At 39.5% G+C, this 16,126-nt stretch carries 15 protein-coding genes; 8 read left to right on the forward strand and 7 right to left on the reverse strand.

Annotation, left to right across the window (positions count from 1 at the left end; translation table 11 throughout):
- Positions 1–237: 237 nt before the first annotated feature.
- A complete protein-coding gene (gene recF / locus RYH73_RS10830) occupies positions 238–1,335 on the reverse strand; it encodes a DNA replication/repair protein RecF (protein WP_335313439.1) in 1,098 nt (365 codons plus the stop codon).
- A gap of 238 nt (positions 1,336–1,573) precedes the next feature.
- On the opposite strand from recF, the gene RYH73_RS10835 reads away from it, so the two are divergent.
- From RYH73_RS10835 to ytxJ, 4 genes are all read left to right on the forward strand, one after another.
- The gene (locus tag RYH73_RS10835) at positions 1,574–2,227 is read left to right on the forward strand and encodes a tetratricopeptide repeat protein (protein WP_335313440.1); all 654 of its coding nucleotides are present in this window, start codon (positions 1,574–1,576) and stop codon (positions 2,225–2,227) included.
- Positions 2,228–2,254: 27 nt separating this feature from the next.
- Positions 2,255–2,749 carry a 6,7-dimethyl-8-ribityllumazine synthase gene (gene ribH, locus RYH73_RS10840; protein ID WP_335313441.1) on the forward strand — a complete coding sequence of 165 codons (495 nt, stop codon included), beginning with the start codon at positions 2,255–2,257 and terminating at the stop codon, positions 2,747–2,749.
- A gap of 342 nt (positions 2,750–3,091) precedes the next feature.
- Entirely contained in the window at positions 3,092–3,844 is a 753-nt protein-coding gene (locus RYH73_RS10845; protein WP_335313442.1) for a hypothetical protein, read from the forward strand.
- 10 nt (positions 3,845–3,854) lie between these two features.
- A complete protein-coding gene (gene ytxJ / locus RYH73_RS10850; protein ID WP_335313443.1) occupies positions 3,855–4,187 on the forward strand; it encodes a bacillithiol system redox-active protein YtxJ in 333 nt (110 codons plus the stop codon).
- Here the strand turns inward: ytxJ and RYH73_RS10855 are convergent.
- A complete protein-coding gene (locus RYH73_RS10855) occupies positions 4,171–4,584 on the reverse strand; it encodes an OsmC family protein (protein WP_335313444.1) in 414 nt (137 codons plus the stop codon). The two genes, ytxJ and RYH73_RS10855, sit on opposite strands and share 17 nt — an antisense overlap.
- A 105-nt stretch (positions 4,585–4,689) precedes the next feature.
- On the opposite strand from RYH73_RS10855, the gene lipA reads away from it, so the two are divergent.
- Positions 4,690–5,571 (forward strand): lipoyl synthase, encoded by an 882-nt coding sequence (gene lipA / locus RYH73_RS10860; RefSeq protein WP_335313445.1) that lies wholly within the window; start codon positions 4,690–4,692, stop codon positions 5,569–5,571.
- A gap of 13 nt (positions 5,572–5,584) precedes the next feature.
- Here lipA and RYH73_RS10865 read toward each other — a convergent pair whose 3' ends face one another.
- Complete coding sequence (locus RYH73_RS10865; protein ID WP_335313446.1) at positions 5,585–7,084, reverse strand: NAD(P)H-hydrate dehydratase; 1,500 nt, start codon at positions 7,082–7,084, stop codon at positions 5,585–5,587.
- 260 nt (positions 7,085–7,344) lie between these two features.
- Here RYH73_RS10865 and RYH73_RS10870 point away from each other — a divergent pair, with 260 nt between their 5' ends.
- Both RYH73_RS10870 and RYH73_RS10875 read left to right on the forward strand, forming a co-directional pair.
- On the forward strand, positions 7,345–7,839 hold the full coding sequence (locus tag RYH73_RS10870) for a cation:proton antiporter regulatory subunit (RefSeq protein WP_335313447.1): 495 nt from the start codon (positions 7,345–7,347) through the stop codon (positions 7,837–7,839).
- A gap of 30 nt (positions 7,840–7,869) precedes the next feature.
- On the forward strand, positions 7,870–9,135 hold the full coding sequence (locus RYH73_RS10875) for a cation:proton antiporter (RefSeq protein ID WP_335313448.1): 1,266 nt from the start codon (positions 7,870–7,872) through the stop codon (positions 9,133–9,135).
- A gap of 8 nt (positions 9,136–9,143) precedes the next feature.
- Here the strand turns inward: RYH73_RS10875 and RYH73_RS10880 are convergent, their stop codons facing one another.
- The 4 genes from RYH73_RS10880 to RYH73_RS10895 form a co-directional block, all read right to left on the reverse strand.
- A complete protein-coding gene (locus RYH73_RS10880; RefSeq protein WP_335313449.1) occupies positions 9,144–9,815 on the reverse strand; it encodes an MgtC/SapB family protein in 672 nt (223 codons plus the stop codon).
- A gap of 9 nt (positions 9,816–9,824) precedes the next feature.
- Positions 9,825–10,145 (reverse strand): iron-sulfur cluster assembly protein, encoded by a 321-nt coding sequence (locus RYH73_RS10885; RefSeq protein WP_335313450.1) that lies wholly within the window; start codon positions 10,143–10,145, stop codon positions 9,825–9,827.
- 11 nt (positions 10,146–10,156) lie between these two features.
- Positions 10,157–13,012, reverse strand: coding sequence for an excinuclease ABC subunit UvrA (gene uvrA, locus RYH73_RS10890; protein ID WP_335313451.1), 2,856 nt, complete (start codon positions 13,010–13,012; stop codon positions 10,157–10,159).
- 231 nt (positions 13,013–13,243) lie between these two features.
- Positions 13,244–14,038 (reverse strand): lytic transglycosylase domain-containing protein, encoded by a 795-nt coding sequence (locus RYH73_RS10895; protein ID WP_335313452.1) that lies wholly within the window; start codon positions 14,036–14,038, stop codon positions 13,244–13,246.
- Between the two features lie 210 nt (positions 14,039–14,248).
- Here RYH73_RS10895 and RYH73_RS10900 point away from each other — a divergent pair, with 210 nt between their 5' ends.
- Positions 14,249–15,550, forward strand: a complete 1,302-nt coding sequence (locus tag RYH73_RS10900; protein ID WP_335313453.1) for a pseudouridine synthase — start codon at positions 14,249–14,251, stop codon at positions 15,548–15,550.
- Positions 15,551–16,126 lie beyond the last annotated feature (576 nt).

The following is a 16,126-nucleotide window of genomic DNA, read 5'->3' on the forward strand; positions in this document are numbered from 1 at the left end:
TCTTAATTTGAATAAATACGATCGACATTAAAATAATCTGAAGCTATATGACAAGAAAATTGCGAAGGGCCTCTTTCTCGGCTGCTTCCATAATTGGAGAACAAAAAGAAGTTGATCTTTATTGTTGACATCCAAAGTTACGAATAGACTGATGATTTAGCGTAAAAGTTTTCAACATTAATCAGAAAGTATGATATCGACTGTTTGCCCCGCCAGTCCGTCATTATTCCACTATAGTTAGCGTATCTTCCCTTTGTCAACTTCGAAGACTCGTACATCGACATCGATACCCCGAAAGGTATTTTGAACACGTTCTATACTTGTATCTGTGATAAAAATCTGTCCAAAATCGTCATGGGAAACCATTTCCATCAGCTTTCTGGTACGCTTGTCGTCCAATTTATCAAAAATATCATCCAATAACAGCAAGGGTTTAAACCCCTTCTCTTTACACAAAAAGCTATATTGCGCTAATTTTAGTGCGATTAAAAACGATTTTTGCTGCCCCTGTGACCCGAATTTTTTCAAGGGCATACCCTGAATGGTGAATTGCAGATCATCTTTATGGACTCCTACCGTTGTTCGCTCCAAGATACGGTCCTTTGACAAAGAGCTATTCAGTAAATCGGCAAAACTATTTCCAAACAACTGCGATTCATAAATCAATTCAACCGTTTCCATTTCATTACTTAAGTGTCGATAGTGTTTGTTAAAGATTTCTATAAATGGATTGATAAAAAGCTTACGTTTTTCAAAAATCTGTTCACCTACCTGCGCTAGTTGTTCATTATATATGGCTAGTAAATCGTCGTCATAGTTCTTGCTCTGGGCCTGCTGCTTCAATAAACTATTTCTACTCTGAAGATATTTATTGTATAAGATTAAATTGTCCAAGTACCGATTATCTGTTTGTGAAATCACATTATCGATAAATTTACGCCGCTCCTCACTTCCCTCCGAAATGATAAACGAATCGTTAGGGGAAATCATCACTAAAGGATAAGCACCTATGTGATCAGCTAGCCGCTGATAATCTTTTTTGTTCTTCTTAAATTGTTTCTTTTGGTTTCGCTTTAAGCTGCATGCCAAAACATCCTCTTGATTTTCCCTTTCAAACACCCCTTGCACCATAAAGAAATCAGCTTGTTGTTTGATTTGTTGCGAGTCAATTGGGTTGAAGTAACTTTTGCATAGCGAAAGATAATGCAATGCATCCAAAATATTTGTTTTCCCGGCACCATTATCTCCTGTAAAAGCATTCACGCCCGGAGCAAATGTTAACGAAGCTTCTTCATAATTTTTAAAATTGATGACTGTTAATTCTTTAACCCACATAGGTACAAACATAGATAAATAAGCCGCAAGACGCAAATAAGCTGAATGGTATAAGGACCTCGTTACTGATTGCTACTTCCCTTATACCTCACAACCTTATATCTTACAACTTACAACCTCTCACTTCATACCTTACGATCTTCTCTAAAAATCTTTTATACTTGGTTCTTGTATCTAAGGTTTAAAAATGTATTTTTGCAATCTTAAAAAACTGAACTCAAATTAACCAAAAAATAACGTGAGCGTTAATAATACAAAAAATAGCGGAACAGGAAGTTTTATCCGCGACAATCAGAAAAGTCTAGCATTTATTGCTATAGGCATTGTTGTTTTGATTTTGCTTTATATCGGTTATCAACGTTTCTATCTAGCCCCAAGAGCAGAGAGAGCCACGAATGAGATGTTTAAAGCTGAAGAATATGCGATGATAGACTCCTTACAAAACAGAGCTATTGATGGAGACGGCTCTTACCCCGGCTTCAAAGAAATTGCAGAGGAATATTCAAACACAAAATCGGCAAACGTAGCAAATGCTTATTTAGGTGGTCTGTATTTACGTCAGGGCAAATATCAAGAGGCCGCTAACGCCTTGTCCAAATATTCGGATACCGGAAGCCCCGTTTTAGACCCGCTAGTAACCGGTTTATTGGGTGATGCTTACACAGAGTTAAAAGATTATAAAAAAGCGGCGGATCAGTATAAGAAAGCGGCAAGCAAAAGTGACAATTCCTTTACAGCGCCCTTGTTTCTAAAAAAACTGGGATTAGTATACGAAGCACAGAATGATTATAAGTCTGCGTTAGAAAATTATCAAAAAATCAAAAAAGACTATCCGCAAAGTTACGAAGCTTCCATTATCGATGGCTATATTGCTCGCTGTGAGGCTCACTAACCGAGCGCAATTTTATAAGATGTTCAAATGGCAACAAACTTAAAAAATTTATCTGATTTTTCCCATCTTGAAGTGGGTTCCGCAGCCAATTTGGAAATTGCTATTGTTGTTGCACAATGGAATGCACAAGTAACCTCTCCTTTATTGGAAGGCGCGTATAACCGACTTCTTAAACAGGGTGCCCTTGAAGATAAAATTCACGTCTTACAAGTACCGGGAAGTTACGAACTGAGTGCCGGTGCTGATATTATCCTGCGGAAGAAGCAAATAGATGCTGTAATATGCCTTGGTTGTGTCATACAGGGCGATACGCCGCATTTCACTTTTATATGCGAGGCGGTAGCAAACGGTGTTACAAACGTATCCTTAAAATATAATAAACCCGTAATTTTCGGTGTGCTCACAACCAATACATTAGCGCAGGCATTGGAACGTGCAGGAGGTAAACATGGTAACAAAGGCGAAGAAGCAGCAGTAACCGCTATTCAAATGGCGAATTTGAGCAAATCTATAAGCGCTTAGCTATAAAATATTTGCTAATTACCCATATTTAGGGTATGTTTACTTGCTTTATATAATAAATGGACCATGAAAAATTCATTAATTTATATCATTCTGCTGGCTATCGGTTTATTTTTATTCCAAGGCTGCGCTCGTAAAACATGTCCCGCTTACAATTCTTATCCTAAAACAAAAAGGTTAAGGTAAGCAGTGATCATCATCATCATCTTAAGTACCTTCACTTGAAACAATTCAACACATAACTTGTTCACGAATAACATACCGATTTTTATAAGAAGGTTCGGTAATGTTTGTATGAAACGAACACGAGAATTTAGCATGTAAATTACAAAAAACGAGAAAATGCGTACTTTAAAGATTAAACGTGCTTTTTTTTTGATACTTTTTTTACTTTCTTTTACCGAAAAACAAGCTTTTTCTCAGACTAAGGATCAAATTGTTGATCTAATATGGCAAGGTCTTGGTGGTAAACAGGGTTGGAATGAAGCCCGTTATTTTATGTTCAGCTGTCATGCCAATCTCAATGAAACATTGTCCCGGGAACACGCTTATATATGGGATCGAAATACAGGAAACTGCCGTTTTGAAGGAACCAATGAGCGGGCGCAAAAAGTTGTCGTGTTATTCAATGCAGAGAATAATAAAGGCAAGGCCTTTGTGGATAATAAAATTATAAATAATAATGATTCCGCTGCTCATATTATTTTCCCCGTCATCAGCGCCTTTAATACAGAGACCTTTTGGTTATTTCCGCCAAAGAATCTCACAGATCCTTCGCTGCTCACCGTAAAAGAGACCGAATTAATTGGAAGCACTCGATATAATGTAATTGAAATACAGCAATTGCCCACAGATAGCGTACAATTTCGATCAAAAGTATACATCGATACCAATACAGGTCAGATCTTTCAATGGCAGGCCCTTGATCAGGAAGGCCATATCAAATACAATTTCCTCGCATCCAATTTCAAAGATGTAGGAGGCGGACTCGTTCTCGCTACGGCTTTCATCGATACAAAAAATGGTTTTTTCATGAAATTCCCTATTGTATCAGCCCTTATCAATGTTGAATCTGACAAACTTACAAAACCCTAGTACGACACATATGAAATGGATTGAACTGAACTCACCAGACGTGCTTGAAGCGATAGCCGACTCAAATTCGTATGCTATTATTTTTAAACATAGTACACGTTGTCCGGTAAGTGGGATGGCAAAAAGAACGTTTGAATTCGAATCGTCCCTTATACCGGAAGAAATACCCGTATACTTAGTCGATTTGATTAAATATCGTGATATATCTAATCAAATCGCAGCTAAGTGGAATGTAAGACATGAGTCTCCTCAAGTATTGTTAGTGAAAGGCGATCATTGCCTATACAACGAGTCCCATAGCGAAATAGAAGTGGCCAGGGTTGTGGTTAAGATGGCCAGTTAAACGTCAGGCTTTTCTTAATGTCAGGATGTAAACTTAAATAAACGGGACAAGTTTCCGCAGCCCTTTGCAAAATGCGTTGCTCATGATCTGAATAGTTTATCCCCTCGGGAAAATTCAATACAACTTGTATCTCAGCAATTTTTCGTGGATTTGCCTGCATTATCTTCGTAGTAGACGCTTGTACTTCTCCAAGTTTGATTTCGTGGGCTCTTGCAACAATTCCCATAATCGTTAACATGCAACTCGTTAATGAGGCAGCCAATAAGTCGGTTGGCGAAAAAGCCTCCCCTTTACCCTGATTATCGACAGGTGCGTCGGTTATTAATAGCGATTGAGATTGCACATGCGTCGCTTCGGTTCGTAAATCGCCTAAATAGGTCGTTTCAACTGTAGCCATTGTAAAATATAATTAGAATGTAATAAGCCATTATTTGAGTACCCAACTATCCAAGTCAACACAAATACGCCACTAAATTAAAAAATTATTAACTACTTTTGTGTTATGATTGAACTACCCGTTATTCCTGCCAATCAATTGCAACGCAAGCCAGATTGGCTACGTGTTAAACTTCCCGTAGGTAAAGAATACAAACATGTAAGAGGTTTAGTAGACGAACATAAACTCCATACGATTTGCGAAAGCGGTAATTGCCCCAATATGGGCGAATGTTGGGGGGCAGGTACAGCAACTTTTATGATTTTAGGCAATATCTGTACGCGGTCCTGTTCATTTTGCGCAGTAGCGACTGGTAGGCCAAAAGCGGTTGAATTAGATGAGCCTATGCGTGTAGCTACCTCGGTTAAACTTATGCAAGTAAAACATTGCGTAATTACCTCTGTGGATAGGGATGACCTGAAAGATGGTGGTTCAATTATTTGGGCCGAAACTGTAAATGCCATTCGACGAGAAAGCCCAGGAACTACGCTTGAAACGCTCATTCCGGACTTCAAAGGAATTTGGGAAAATTTAGATCGCGTATTGGCTGTGCGTCCCGAAGTGGTTTCGCACAATTTGGAAACAGTTCGACGTCTCACTAAGGAAGTGCGTATACAAGCTAAATACGACAGAAGCTTAGCCTGTTTGAAAAGAATATCTGCTGCAGGTTTACGCACAAAATCAGGTATAATGCTTGGTTTTGGAGAAACCGAAGCCGATGTAATCGAAGCGATGCAAGATCTATATGATGCCGGTGTACATATTCTTACATTAGGACAGTATTTACAACCTACGAAAGCCCATCATCCGGTGGTTGAATGGATTACACCGGAACAATTTAACCGTTATCAAGAGATTGGCTTAAAAATGGGATTTAAATACGTCGAGAGCGGTCCTCTAGTACGTTCTTCTTATCATGCAGAAAAGCACCTGTTTGATATGCAGTAAGTGATAAAATATATTACGATATTGATGAAAAATCTCCAATAACATTGGGGATTTTTTTTATCAGGCAAGTTGCGGGTATCACTCCCATTCCTTCCTCCGCTAACAAATCACCTGCTTTTCCATGCATGAAAACTCCAAGCATCGCGGCCTCTGCCGCTTTGTAGCCCTGTGCTAGCAAAGCAACCAGTACGCCGGTCAGCACATCTCCCATGCCCCCACTAGCCATAGCGGGATTCCCGGTAAAATTAATCCATATCTTCCCATCAGGTAATGCGATAAAAGTATAACGATTTTTGAGGATGATGATCAATTTCCTCTTTAATGCCTCCTCCTTTGCTTTCATAACACGATCCCACCATTGATCGCTTTGTCCAAAGAGACGATCAAATTCTTTCATATGTGGCGTAAGAATAGTTCCTTCTTTTAGCAGCTTTAACAAACTTTTATTTTCGGCTAACATGTTCAGTGCATCTGCATCCAACACTAAAGGAGGAAGATCATCCGTTAGTAATTCACCTAAAGCCCCCTTCATTTCTTCTTCTGTTCCCAAACCGGGCCCTATTGCCAATGCATCATACTTCCCGGTCGTCAATTCAGCTATTTTCGAACGATTTAATGCCATTACTTCCGGTAAACGTGCATTAAGTGCGCTCAATCCACTTCCCGGTATACAAACTGTAGTTAACCCTGCACCGGTATATAAACAGGATTCAGCGCACAGCAGTGCTGCTCCCATTGTATTCTCATTACCCGCCAAAATGCACGCATGCCCATAGGTACCTTTATGGCTAAAAGCCTCACGTAACTTTAATCGTGCATAGATATCTGCATCTGTAACCGAACAGAAGTCCGCCTCCAAGGAAGCGATGAAATTTTGCTGCAAACCTATGTCAACCACATGGAACCTTTTCAAAAACTTTCTGCTCTCGGGAAATAAAAAACTCAGTTTTGGTAATTGAAAGGTAATCACATCATTCGCGACAACAATCTCTTCGAAATCTGTCATATTACCCTCCGAGGGCATTCCTGTTGGGATATCCACAGAAACCACCATTTTTGCTTCTTTATTAATCTGCTTCACAAGAAAACGCCAAGGATGAACTAGAGGCTTATTAAGTCCGGAACCAAGGAGTGCATCGACAACAATGCCTGCGTTTATTGTGGGTATCGGATCTGTAGGGTATAGCTCTTGAATTTGAATAGGATAATTTAATAAACGTTGATAGTTCTTCTCAAAATCATCTGTCTTTTTATCATTGTACCTAACAATCCACACGTTAATGTGCGTATAACCTCTTTCAAAAAGTAAACGGGCAATGGCTAAACCGTCGCCACCATTATTACCGGTACCACAACAAACTAATACCGGCATTAAGTCTGCATATAAGTGAACGAATTTATTCACGAAAGCATTTGCTGCTCTTTCCATTAAATCAATCGACGAAATTGGTTCGTTTGCGATCGTATAAGCATCTACTTCTCGAATTTGAGCGGCGGTCAATAAATTCTGCATAGCGAAAGTTAACCAAAAAAAACAGCATATCAATAGATTTCGTAAATTGCCACAAACCGTCAATCTAGAAGAAAACTTAGCACTCGATTCAAGTATACTTAAGCAGCGAGTCGCCAACCTGAGATATTTTTAGTATCTTTGAAATTTGTTTGTAGAGTATTCGATAGTCGATTACTAACAATTAAATTTCCACCAAATAGATAGCACGGGCCCGGCGATATGCGCGGCCTATATAATTGTTAATTAAATTAAGGATCAAAATGTCTATAGTTAGGGAAAGTGACTTACCTGGTATAGGTAAGAAATACCAAATTGAAACCGGAGCCGGTGATAATATGGTAGTGGTTATCCACGATGATGGTAATCGTGAATTGTATCGTTTAGATGAAGAAGAAAATGAATCTAAATGTGTAATGACGCTGAGTGACGAAGAATCTCGTCAAGTCGCGGGTATTATTGGCGGTTTGTCATATAAACCCAAAGCGCTTGAGACGATGGAATTGGCAGTGAACGATCTTGTAATTGAATGGTACAAAATCGAAGAAAAGGCGGTCATCAACCAGCAAACTATCGGACAATTGGGGGTGAGGCAAAAAACGGGTGCTTCTATTATTGCAGCAATCAAAAACGAGGATAGCATCATAAATCCAGGCCCCGATTATTTAATAACCCCTGGTACCACCTTAGTTGTTGCAGGAAAGCGGAGCAATATAAAAACATTAAAAGAATTATTAAAAAGCTATCAAGTTGTATAGCTAAACCTTATAGGAAACCCATGTGACAGTATGCATACAGAAACCCTGATCTTAGAAATTGGAATAGCCGTCGGACTCGTTGCCCTAGTAGGCCTGTTAGCCAATAAATTACGTTTTTCAGTTATACCCTTTTTTATTTTGATCGGTATGGCTTTAGGAGAACATGCACCAACGATCGGTCTGATAGATTTACAATTTACGGAAAGTAAGCCATTTATCGATTTTATGGGCAGATTAGGCGTTTTATTTTTACTTTTCTATTTAGGGCTTGAGTTTTCAGTCGGTCGACTTATAAAATCAGGGAAAGCAATCGTATCTGGTGGGTCTATCTACGTGTTTTTAAATTTTGTTGCTGGTTTACTGGTTGGGTGGATGATGAATTTGCCTTTTGCTGAAATGATGATCCTATGTGGTATCATGACCAGTTCATCCACCGCAATTGTTGCAAAGGTATTGACTGATCTGAAACGAACAGCGAATCCGGAAACAGAAGTTATCATGGGAATGATCATGTTTGATGATTTATTCATCGCCATGCATATCTCCTTCTTATCCGGTTTGGTACTTACCGGCGGGGGCTCTTTCTGGACTGTTGCGAGCACTTCACTATTGGCATTGGCTTTCATTCTACTTTTTTTGATCCTTGGAAGGAAATTGATACCCTATATTGATAAAGTATTAAATATTAAATCGGGTGAGCTGTTTATATTGATCATTTTCGCACTGCTATTTTTAGTAGCTGGTTTTTCGGAAACAATTCATGTAGCTGAAGCTATCGGGGCCTTAATGGCAGGGCTAGTTTTAGCAGATTCCCAATATATAAAACGGATTGAGCAAAGTGTTTTACCTTACAAAGATTACTTTGGAGCGATGTTTTTCTTTAGCTTTGGTTTATCTATTGATCCCTTCTCCTTAGGTGGCGCCGTTATGTGGGGAGCAATTGCCGCAATTGTGACTATTTTCGGGAACCTCGCTTCTGGCTATTTTGCCTCCCGTTTTGCAGGTCTGAAAAAGAAAACTTCTTTTGACATCGGCTTCACTTTGTCAGCTAGAGGCGAATTTTCTATCATTATGGCGAACATAGGAAAAGCCGGTGGACTTAATCCGATCATTCAATCTTTTGTTGTTGTATATGTACTAATTCTGGCTATTGTGGCTCCTATTTTAACAAAAGAATCCAGGAATATTTGGCACGGTATATTTGGCGGGGGGTTGTATGCAAAGGATAAACAACCAACGAAAACATTAGAGGCTTTAGAGGCTAAAAGTACCGAAAACGTACCAGTGGATAAATAATAGATAGTTTATTTCCTCCAAACAATTTCCTTAATAGCGCTATGGTGCTGAATTTTTTGTATCGCCGTTAAAATCTCGTTATTCTCATTTCCTTGAAACTCTATTTCAATGGTAATCTCCTTATTGGTCTTATCAAAAAACATATTAGCTAACTTGATCCGATCAGCATCAAACCATTCACTAATTAATTGCATTGGATTGACTTCATCAGTGAGTGTTAAACGTAAAACGCGTTGCGTATAGCGTTGTACAAACCTCTTTTCAAGAGGTTGCAACATCCATAAGATAATAAGTGCAAAGATCGTAGCAATTAGTGCGGCAAAATACATTCCACCGCCACATGCCAGACCAATTCCTGCAACAGTCCATAGGCCCGAGGCAGTCGTAAGGCCCTTCACAATACCTTGTCTGAGAAACATGATCGTGCCTGCACCCAAAAACCCAATACCACTCACCACCTGTGCAGCAATACGAGAGGGGTCTAAAGTCACATGTCCGGTTTTAAGAATATCTGAAAATCCAAAGGACGAAACCATCATCATCAAGGAAGCACCGAGACAAACCATCATATGCGTCCGCATACCGGCAGTCCAATTTTTACGTTCACGCTCTAAACCAACAGCGGCACCAAATACAGCAGCAAGCACAAGACGAATAATTGTTTCCTGATGCGATAGCATAAAAAAACTTTACATAAACCCTAATTCCAAGCGAGCCTCTTCGCTCATCATGCTTTTATCCCATTTTGGCTCAAAAGTAAGCTCAACAAGCGCATTCTTTACACCTGCTACTTGTGCCACTTTTCTTTGTACTTCGTCTAATAGTTCACCCGCTACGGGACAGGCCGGCGCGGTTAGTGTCATAATGATTTTAACCGTTCCATCCTCCTTGGTAATAATTTCGTACACAAGACCTAATTCACATATATTAACGGGAATCTCCGGATCAAAAACTGTTTCCAGCTCTGCCTTAATTTTGTCTGCTATTCCAAGCTTATCTAAAACTATCATGCGCTATCAAATTACTTAACAGCACTCTCCTGAAAGCTTTCCAGTTCTGCTTTCAAGAAACGGGCTGTTTCACTCTTTTTATTCTTTATCATCTCTTCAGGTATTCCATTAAAAAGAATCTTTCCTCCACCTGTTCCTCCTTCCGGACCCAAATCTATAATCCAGTCGGATACCTTAATGACATCTAAATTGTGTTCTATCACTAAAACCGTATTACCTCTATCGACAAGTCTATTTAAAACCCCCAGTAGAACATTGACATCTTCAAAGTGCAAACCCGTGGTTGGCTCATCTAAAATATAAAACGTATTTCCGGTGTCCTTTTTTGACAATTCGGTCGCTAATTTTACGCGCTGCGCCTCACCTCCAGATAAAGTTACGGAAGATTGTCCTAAAGTAAGGTATCCTAGGCCAACATCCTGCAATGTTTTGATTTTTCGATGAATCGCAGGAATCGATTCAAAAAACGGCACCGCTTCGTCAATGCTCATATCCAACACGTCACTGATTGATTTCCCTTTGTACCTGACTTCCAACGTTTCCCTATTGTAGCGTTTTCCATTACATCCTTCGCAAGGTACTTGAACGTCCGGTAAGAAATTCATTTCAATCACCTTCATCCCCGCACCTTGGCAAACTTCACAGCGTCCCCCTTTCACATTAAACGAGAATCTACCCGGTTTATACCCACGAATTTTTGCTTCAGGAAGTTGAACAAACAAACTGCGAATATCTGAAAACACGCCTGTATAAGTTGATGGATTCGAACGTGGCGTTCGACCAATTGGTGTCTGATCTATTTCAATTACCTTATCAATATGCTCCAAACCTTCTATCGTAGTATAAGGCATTGGAATCTTTTTAGCTCGAAAAAAGTGATGGTTAAGAATTGGATACAGCGTCTCCGTTATCAATGTTGATTTACCACTTCCTGACACGCCGGTTACTGCAATCAATGTTCCCAAAGGAAAATCCACCGAAACATTCTTTAAATTGTTCCCTGTAGCTCCTTTTAAAAGTAAGTGAAAACCATTACCAGTCCTTCTGTTTTTAGGCACATGAATCTCCTTAGTACCGTTCAAGTAAGCTGCAGTTAACGTATTCGCTTGTTTAATTTGAGTTGGTTTCCCTTGTGCAACGACAGCTCCACCATTCAGTCCAGCCGCTGGCCCCATATCGATCACATAATCAGCCTCTAATATCATATCCTTATCGTGCTCAACCACGAGTACAGAATTACCGATATCACGTAAATCCTTCAATGCATTAATAAGTCGTGCATTATCTCGTTGATGCAGACCAATGCTTGGTTCATCTAAAATATATAATACATTAACTAACTGGGATCCTATTTGAGTTGCCAGACGTATCCGCTGTGCCTCTCCACCTGATAGAGTTTTTGCCGTACGATCTAAAGTGAGATAGCCCAAACCTACATTCAACAAGAAATTTAAGCGATTAATAATCTCTTTCAAAATCTCCTCGGCGATTGTAATCTGACGTTCATTAAGCTTTTCTTTCAACGAAGAAAACCAAGAGGTAAGCGAAACCACGTCCATGCTTGCCAGTTCAAATATATTTTTCTCAGCCAGTTTAAAGTGAAGCGATTCTTTTTTTAATCGTGCTCCATTGCAAGCCGGACATTTCTTCATCACCCTGAATAACTCAATGTCTTCCGTTTTTCGCTCAGATTGCTCTTCTAATAGCTTGAATATACCATCAAAAGTTATTTTGTACTCTTTTACGTTCCATTTATTATAAGTAACGGGAACCGTAATCAAGTCAGGTGAACCATTTAATAATATGTCCAACTGTGCCTCCGTGAACTTATCTAAAGGTTCTGAGAGCGAAAATTCGTACTTTTTAGCGACTGCCTTTAATTGTTGGAAGGTCCAGTTATCCTTATATTCTCCCAAAGGTGCTATCCCTCCTTTAAGGATACTCAATTTAGGGTCAGGTATAACGGAATTTTTGTCAATTTCAAAGACATAGCCAAGCCCATCACATTGATCGCAAGCACCATAAGGTGAATTAAAAGAGAATGTATTAGGTTGCGGCTCGTCATAAGAAATACCACTTTCAGGATCCATTAAATACCGGCTAAAGAAATATTCATTATTAGCCTGGTCACTGAGTTTAATGATTCCTTTGGCAGCTTTCATAGCCTGTTGAATGGACGACTGAAGGCGCTTTTTTTCTTTTTCACTGAGCACTAAACGATCGATAACCATTTCAATATCATGAATTTTATATCGATCCACTTGCATCTTAGGTACCAAATCCATCATTTCCCCATCAACCCGCACTTTCACAAACCCTTGCTTCCGAATCTGTTCAAACAGTTCCCGATAATGCCCTTTTCGTCCTTTCACTAAAGGGGCCAAAATATTCACTGCTTGTCCATCAAATTGCGTTAATATCCGTGAAACAATCTGATCTTCAGACATCCGTTCCATTTTGCGCCCGGTAACGTAGGAATATGCCTCTCCAATACGCGCATACAGTAGCCGCATAAAATCATATATTTCGGTGATCGTCCCCACCGTTGATCGCGGATTTTTACTGGTCGTTTTCTGTTCGATAGCAATAACAGGACTAAGTCCGGCTATTTTATCCACATCAGGTCGCTCCATTCCTCCCATAAATTGCCTGCTGTAAGCGCTGAATGTCTCCATATAACGCCGTTGTCCTTCCGCATAAATCGTATCAAATGCGAGCGATGATTTACCACTCCCACTTAAACCTGTTATTACCACCAACTCATTTCGTGGTATCACAACGTCTATATTCTTTAAATTGTGAACGCGTGCGCCAAAAACTTCCAGTTCACTTTGCTCTCCTAAATCAGGTGTATTCCGATTACTCATGTATAAAAAAGGATATAAAATGCGAATCTGTCAAGGGCCCAATCATCTGATGCCTTTATCTTGGTATTTCAATCGTTCCGAGACAGTCAAAGTACAATACAAACTTAGACAATTTACTTCGATATACCATCAAAACAACGTCAATACTATTGGTTTTTGCTAAAAAAATTAACAAAAAAAGTCACAGCTCAAGCTGTGACTTTAAGAAGCTAAATCAGTGTAAATAACAATCTACAGCTGATCAGGATGTCCCTGACTTTCGCTGCTGGCATCAAATGCAAGTTTTGAGTTGGGGCCACTGGTACCATCGTACCCATAGCTAGTTGGATTCTCGATAACCTCTTTTGTGGAGATTAATTTATAAACATAATTCGCCGTCTCTTTATTCAGCTTTAGTTTATAATAATCTTCCTGATTTTGGCGACGAATAGTCTTTCTCAGGCTTCCCCCACCAACATTATAAGCTGCGGCTACCAATGTCCAATTGCCGAAGTCCTTGTATAAGACTTTCAAATATTTGCAGGCGGCAACCGTAGATTTTTCAACGTCAGTGCGCTCATCCGAAGATGGACTAACTTTCAACCCAAAAGCACGTGCTGTTGCAGGCATAAATTGCCATAAACCAGCAGCCCCTCTATGGGAGGTACCTTCGATCAATCCACTTTCAACTAATGGCAAATACTTGAAATCTTCGGGAATTCCATAGGCGCGAAGAATGGGCTCGATCTTAGGAAACCATGCTTTCGCATTTCTGTGAAGTTTATGAGTCTTAAGCCGTTGGAAAGAATGCGCTTTTAACGACCGTTTGATCTTTTGTTCAACATTCTTATCCTCCACCGGAAGATATTCATCTGCGAAATTTAAACTCGCAAATAAAGACTTCTTACTGTTTGACTCACTTTTTGTACTTACCGGGATGGTCTTATTAGTTCGATGTTTCACTACAGGCCGGCTGTAAATAAACATTTTTGAAAGAACTAAAATCAGTAAAACCACCAAGCTTGTACATAGGTGTTTTTTTATCATTCTTTACCTTTCTGTGTTGGTTATGCAAAAAAGCGCAGCAAATATAAAAATTATTTCCTTACAATACAAACACTTACAAAACATGCCTTGATTATGTGAAATTTTATACGTAAAATATATGTCTCATTTTTTTGTTAAATTTCACATTCAAAGTACTTTACTCAACATTATTTTGAGTACCTTTGCCAATCATTTTACGGACAAATAAATATGCCATTTAGCAACAAAAGGAACAGTCGAGATGACAAATCCGCTTATTCAAAACGTTCTTCTTCTAGGAACAGTCGGGATGACAAATCCAATTATTCAAAACATTCTTCCTCTGGAAATAGTGACAGGAACAGTCGAGATGACAAATCCGCTTATTCAAAGGGTTCCTCTTGGAAGAATGATGACAGAGAGAATCCAGGTGACAGACCTTACTCAAACCGGTCGTTTTCACCGAATGATGATCGTAAGGAGCGCAGAAACAAAAGCGAGAAACCCAGCTTTTCGAAAAAACCGAACTACGGAAGTCAGAAATACCAAAGAGAAGATCGATCTTTTTCTACAAACTCAACAGACAAAACAGATCGATATAATAATCGGGAAAGATCGTATTCGGGAGGTAAGAGAGGTTTTGAGCGTCCTTACTCCGCTGATCGGAAAAGTCAGAATAAACGATTTAAATCAGACAGTGATTTTACAGAAGATTCACACCGCTCCAGTGAAAAAACGGGAAATCGGTCCTTTGGCAATAAACGCGATCGATTTAGGTCCACAGAGCAACACTTTTCAAAAGAGAGAGAAGAGAAGGGCTTAATTAGGCTTAACCGCTATATTGCAAATTCAGGTGTCTGCTCCCGTAGAAAAGCGGACGAACTTATACAAGCCGGTGTTGTAACGGTGAATGGTGTTGTTGTTACGGAACTCGGAACAAAGGTCGATGCAGCTAAGGATGAGGTAAGATACAACGGAGAGAAGTTAAAAAGAGAAAAAATGGTCTATGTACTTCTCAACAAACCTAAGGATTTCATTACCACAACCGATGATCCGCAAGAAAGAAAAACAGTGATGCATTTAGTCGAAAAGGCATCGAAAGAACGGATCTATCCAATCGGCCGATTGGACAGGAACACAACAGGTCTTCTATTGTTAACGAACGATGGTAATTTAGCAGAGAAACTTTCTCATCCCCGAAACAATATCATGAAAATATATCATGTTGAACTCAACAAGAGCTTAACACAGGGAGACTTTAACAAAGTTGGCTTTGGTATTGAACTGGAGGACGGCTTCATTAAACCAGATGAAATCAGCTATATTCAAGGTGCAAGTAAGCGTGAGGTTGGAATACAGATTCATAGTGGTAGAAATAGGATTGTACGTCGGATTTTTGAATCTTTAGGCTATGATGTTATTAAATTGGATCGTGTCATCTATGCAAATCTGACTAAAAAGGATTTACCAAGAGGACGTTGGAGGTATTTAGAAGAAAAAGAAATCGTTCAACTAAAGCATTTTATAAAATAGTTTACTAAAACGCTTATCAATAAATGATAGGCGTTTTTTATAGCAGATCGATCCCCGCGGTCTCTTCTTTCATATAACCCTTTTAGAGCAATCGCTACTTAGCTTGATGAGAGCACAATTTAATTTCGTCGTAATCATTGTCCCCTGGTAATACTGCAATACTCCTAATTCATCTTTTATACACTTTGCACGGATCTATTAGCTTCCCTACAATAAGTAAGTAAGTCGTGGTTCCCATAGTTGATTGATCGTATCAAAGCCAGCGCATTTTAATAACTGTTCAATAAAGAGTTTTTCCTTCGCTTAGTTAGGTTGAGCACAAAAGAACAGCATAGTAGCAGTATCTGATAAGGTGCGGGGCATCTGACATCTAAAAAAACCAATTAACGGTAGATGACACCTCTGTGAAAACCGATCCGAAAAACAGCACCGGGGAAGATATAAGAAGAGAAAGAAGGGAAATTCATATAAACGGAAAAGGCCGGGACGTTTTCACGTTCCGGCCTTCCTGTAAAGATCGGCACCGACCTACTCTCCCACATGTTACTGCAGTACCATCGGCTCTGGCGGGCTTAA

The organism is Olivibacter sp. CPCC 100613, from assembly GCF_036959255.1.
Classification (GTDB): domain Bacteria; phylum Bacteroidota; class Bacteroidia; order Sphingobacteriales; family Sphingobacteriaceae; genus Olivibacter.

What these genes read in the sequence shown, in the direction of transcription:
- recF (WP_335313439.1), bottom strand. Translation starts at nt 1,335, where the DNA reads ATGTGGGTTAAAGAATTAACAGTCATCAATTTTAAAAATTATGAAGAA.
- ribH (WP_335313441.1), top strand. Translation starts at nt 2,255, where the DNA reads ATGGCAACAAACTTAAAAAATTTATCTGATTTTTCCCATCTTGAAGTG.
- RYH73_RS10845 (WP_335313442.1), top strand. Translation starts at nt 3,092, where the DNA reads ATGCGTACTTTAAAGATTAAACGTGCTTTTTTTTTGATACTTTTTTTA.
- ytxJ (WP_335313443.1), top strand. Translation starts at nt 3,855, where the DNA reads ATGAAATGGATTGAACTGAACTCACCAGACGTGCTTGAAGCGATAGCC.
- RYH73_RS10855 (WP_335313444.1), bottom strand. Translation starts at nt 4,584, where the DNA reads ATGGCTACAGTTGAAACGACCTATTTAGGCGATTTACGAACCGAAGCG.
- lipA (WP_335313445.1), top strand. Translation starts at nt 4,690, where the DNA reads ATGATTGAACTACCCGTTATTCCTGCCAATCAATTGCAACGCAAGCCA.
- RYH73_RS10865 (WP_335313446.1), bottom strand. Translation starts at nt 7,084, where the DNA reads ATGCAGAATTTATTGACCGCCGCTCAAATTCGAGAAGTAGATGCTTAT.
- RYH73_RS10870 (WP_335313447.1), top strand. Translation starts at nt 7,345, where the DNA reads ATGTCTATAGTTAGGGAAAGTGACTTACCTGGTATAGGTAAGAAATAC.
- RYH73_RS10875 (WP_335313448.1), top strand. Translation starts at nt 7,870, where the DNA reads ATGCATACAGAAACCCTGATCTTAGAAATTGGAATAGCCGTCGGACTC.
- RYH73_RS10880 (WP_335313449.1), bottom strand. Translation starts at nt 9,815, where the DNA reads ATGCTATCGCATCAGGAAACAATTATTCGTCTTGTGCTTGCTGCTGTA.
- RYH73_RS10885 (WP_335313450.1), bottom strand. Translation starts at nt 10,145, where the DNA reads ATGATAGTTTTAGATAAGCTTGGAATAGCAGACAAAATTAAGGCAGAG.
- uvrA (WP_335313451.1), bottom strand. Translation starts at nt 13,012, where the DNA reads ATGAGTAATCGGAATACACCTGATTTAGGAGAGCAAAGTGAACTGGAA.
- RYH73_RS10895 (WP_335313452.1), bottom strand. Translation starts at nt 14,038, where the DNA reads ATGATAAAAAAACACCTATGTACAAGCTTGGTGGTTTTACTGATTTTA.
- RYH73_RS10900 (WP_335313453.1), top strand. Translation starts at nt 14,249, where the DNA reads ATGCCATTTAGCAACAAAAGGAACAGTCGAGATGACAAATCCGCTTAT.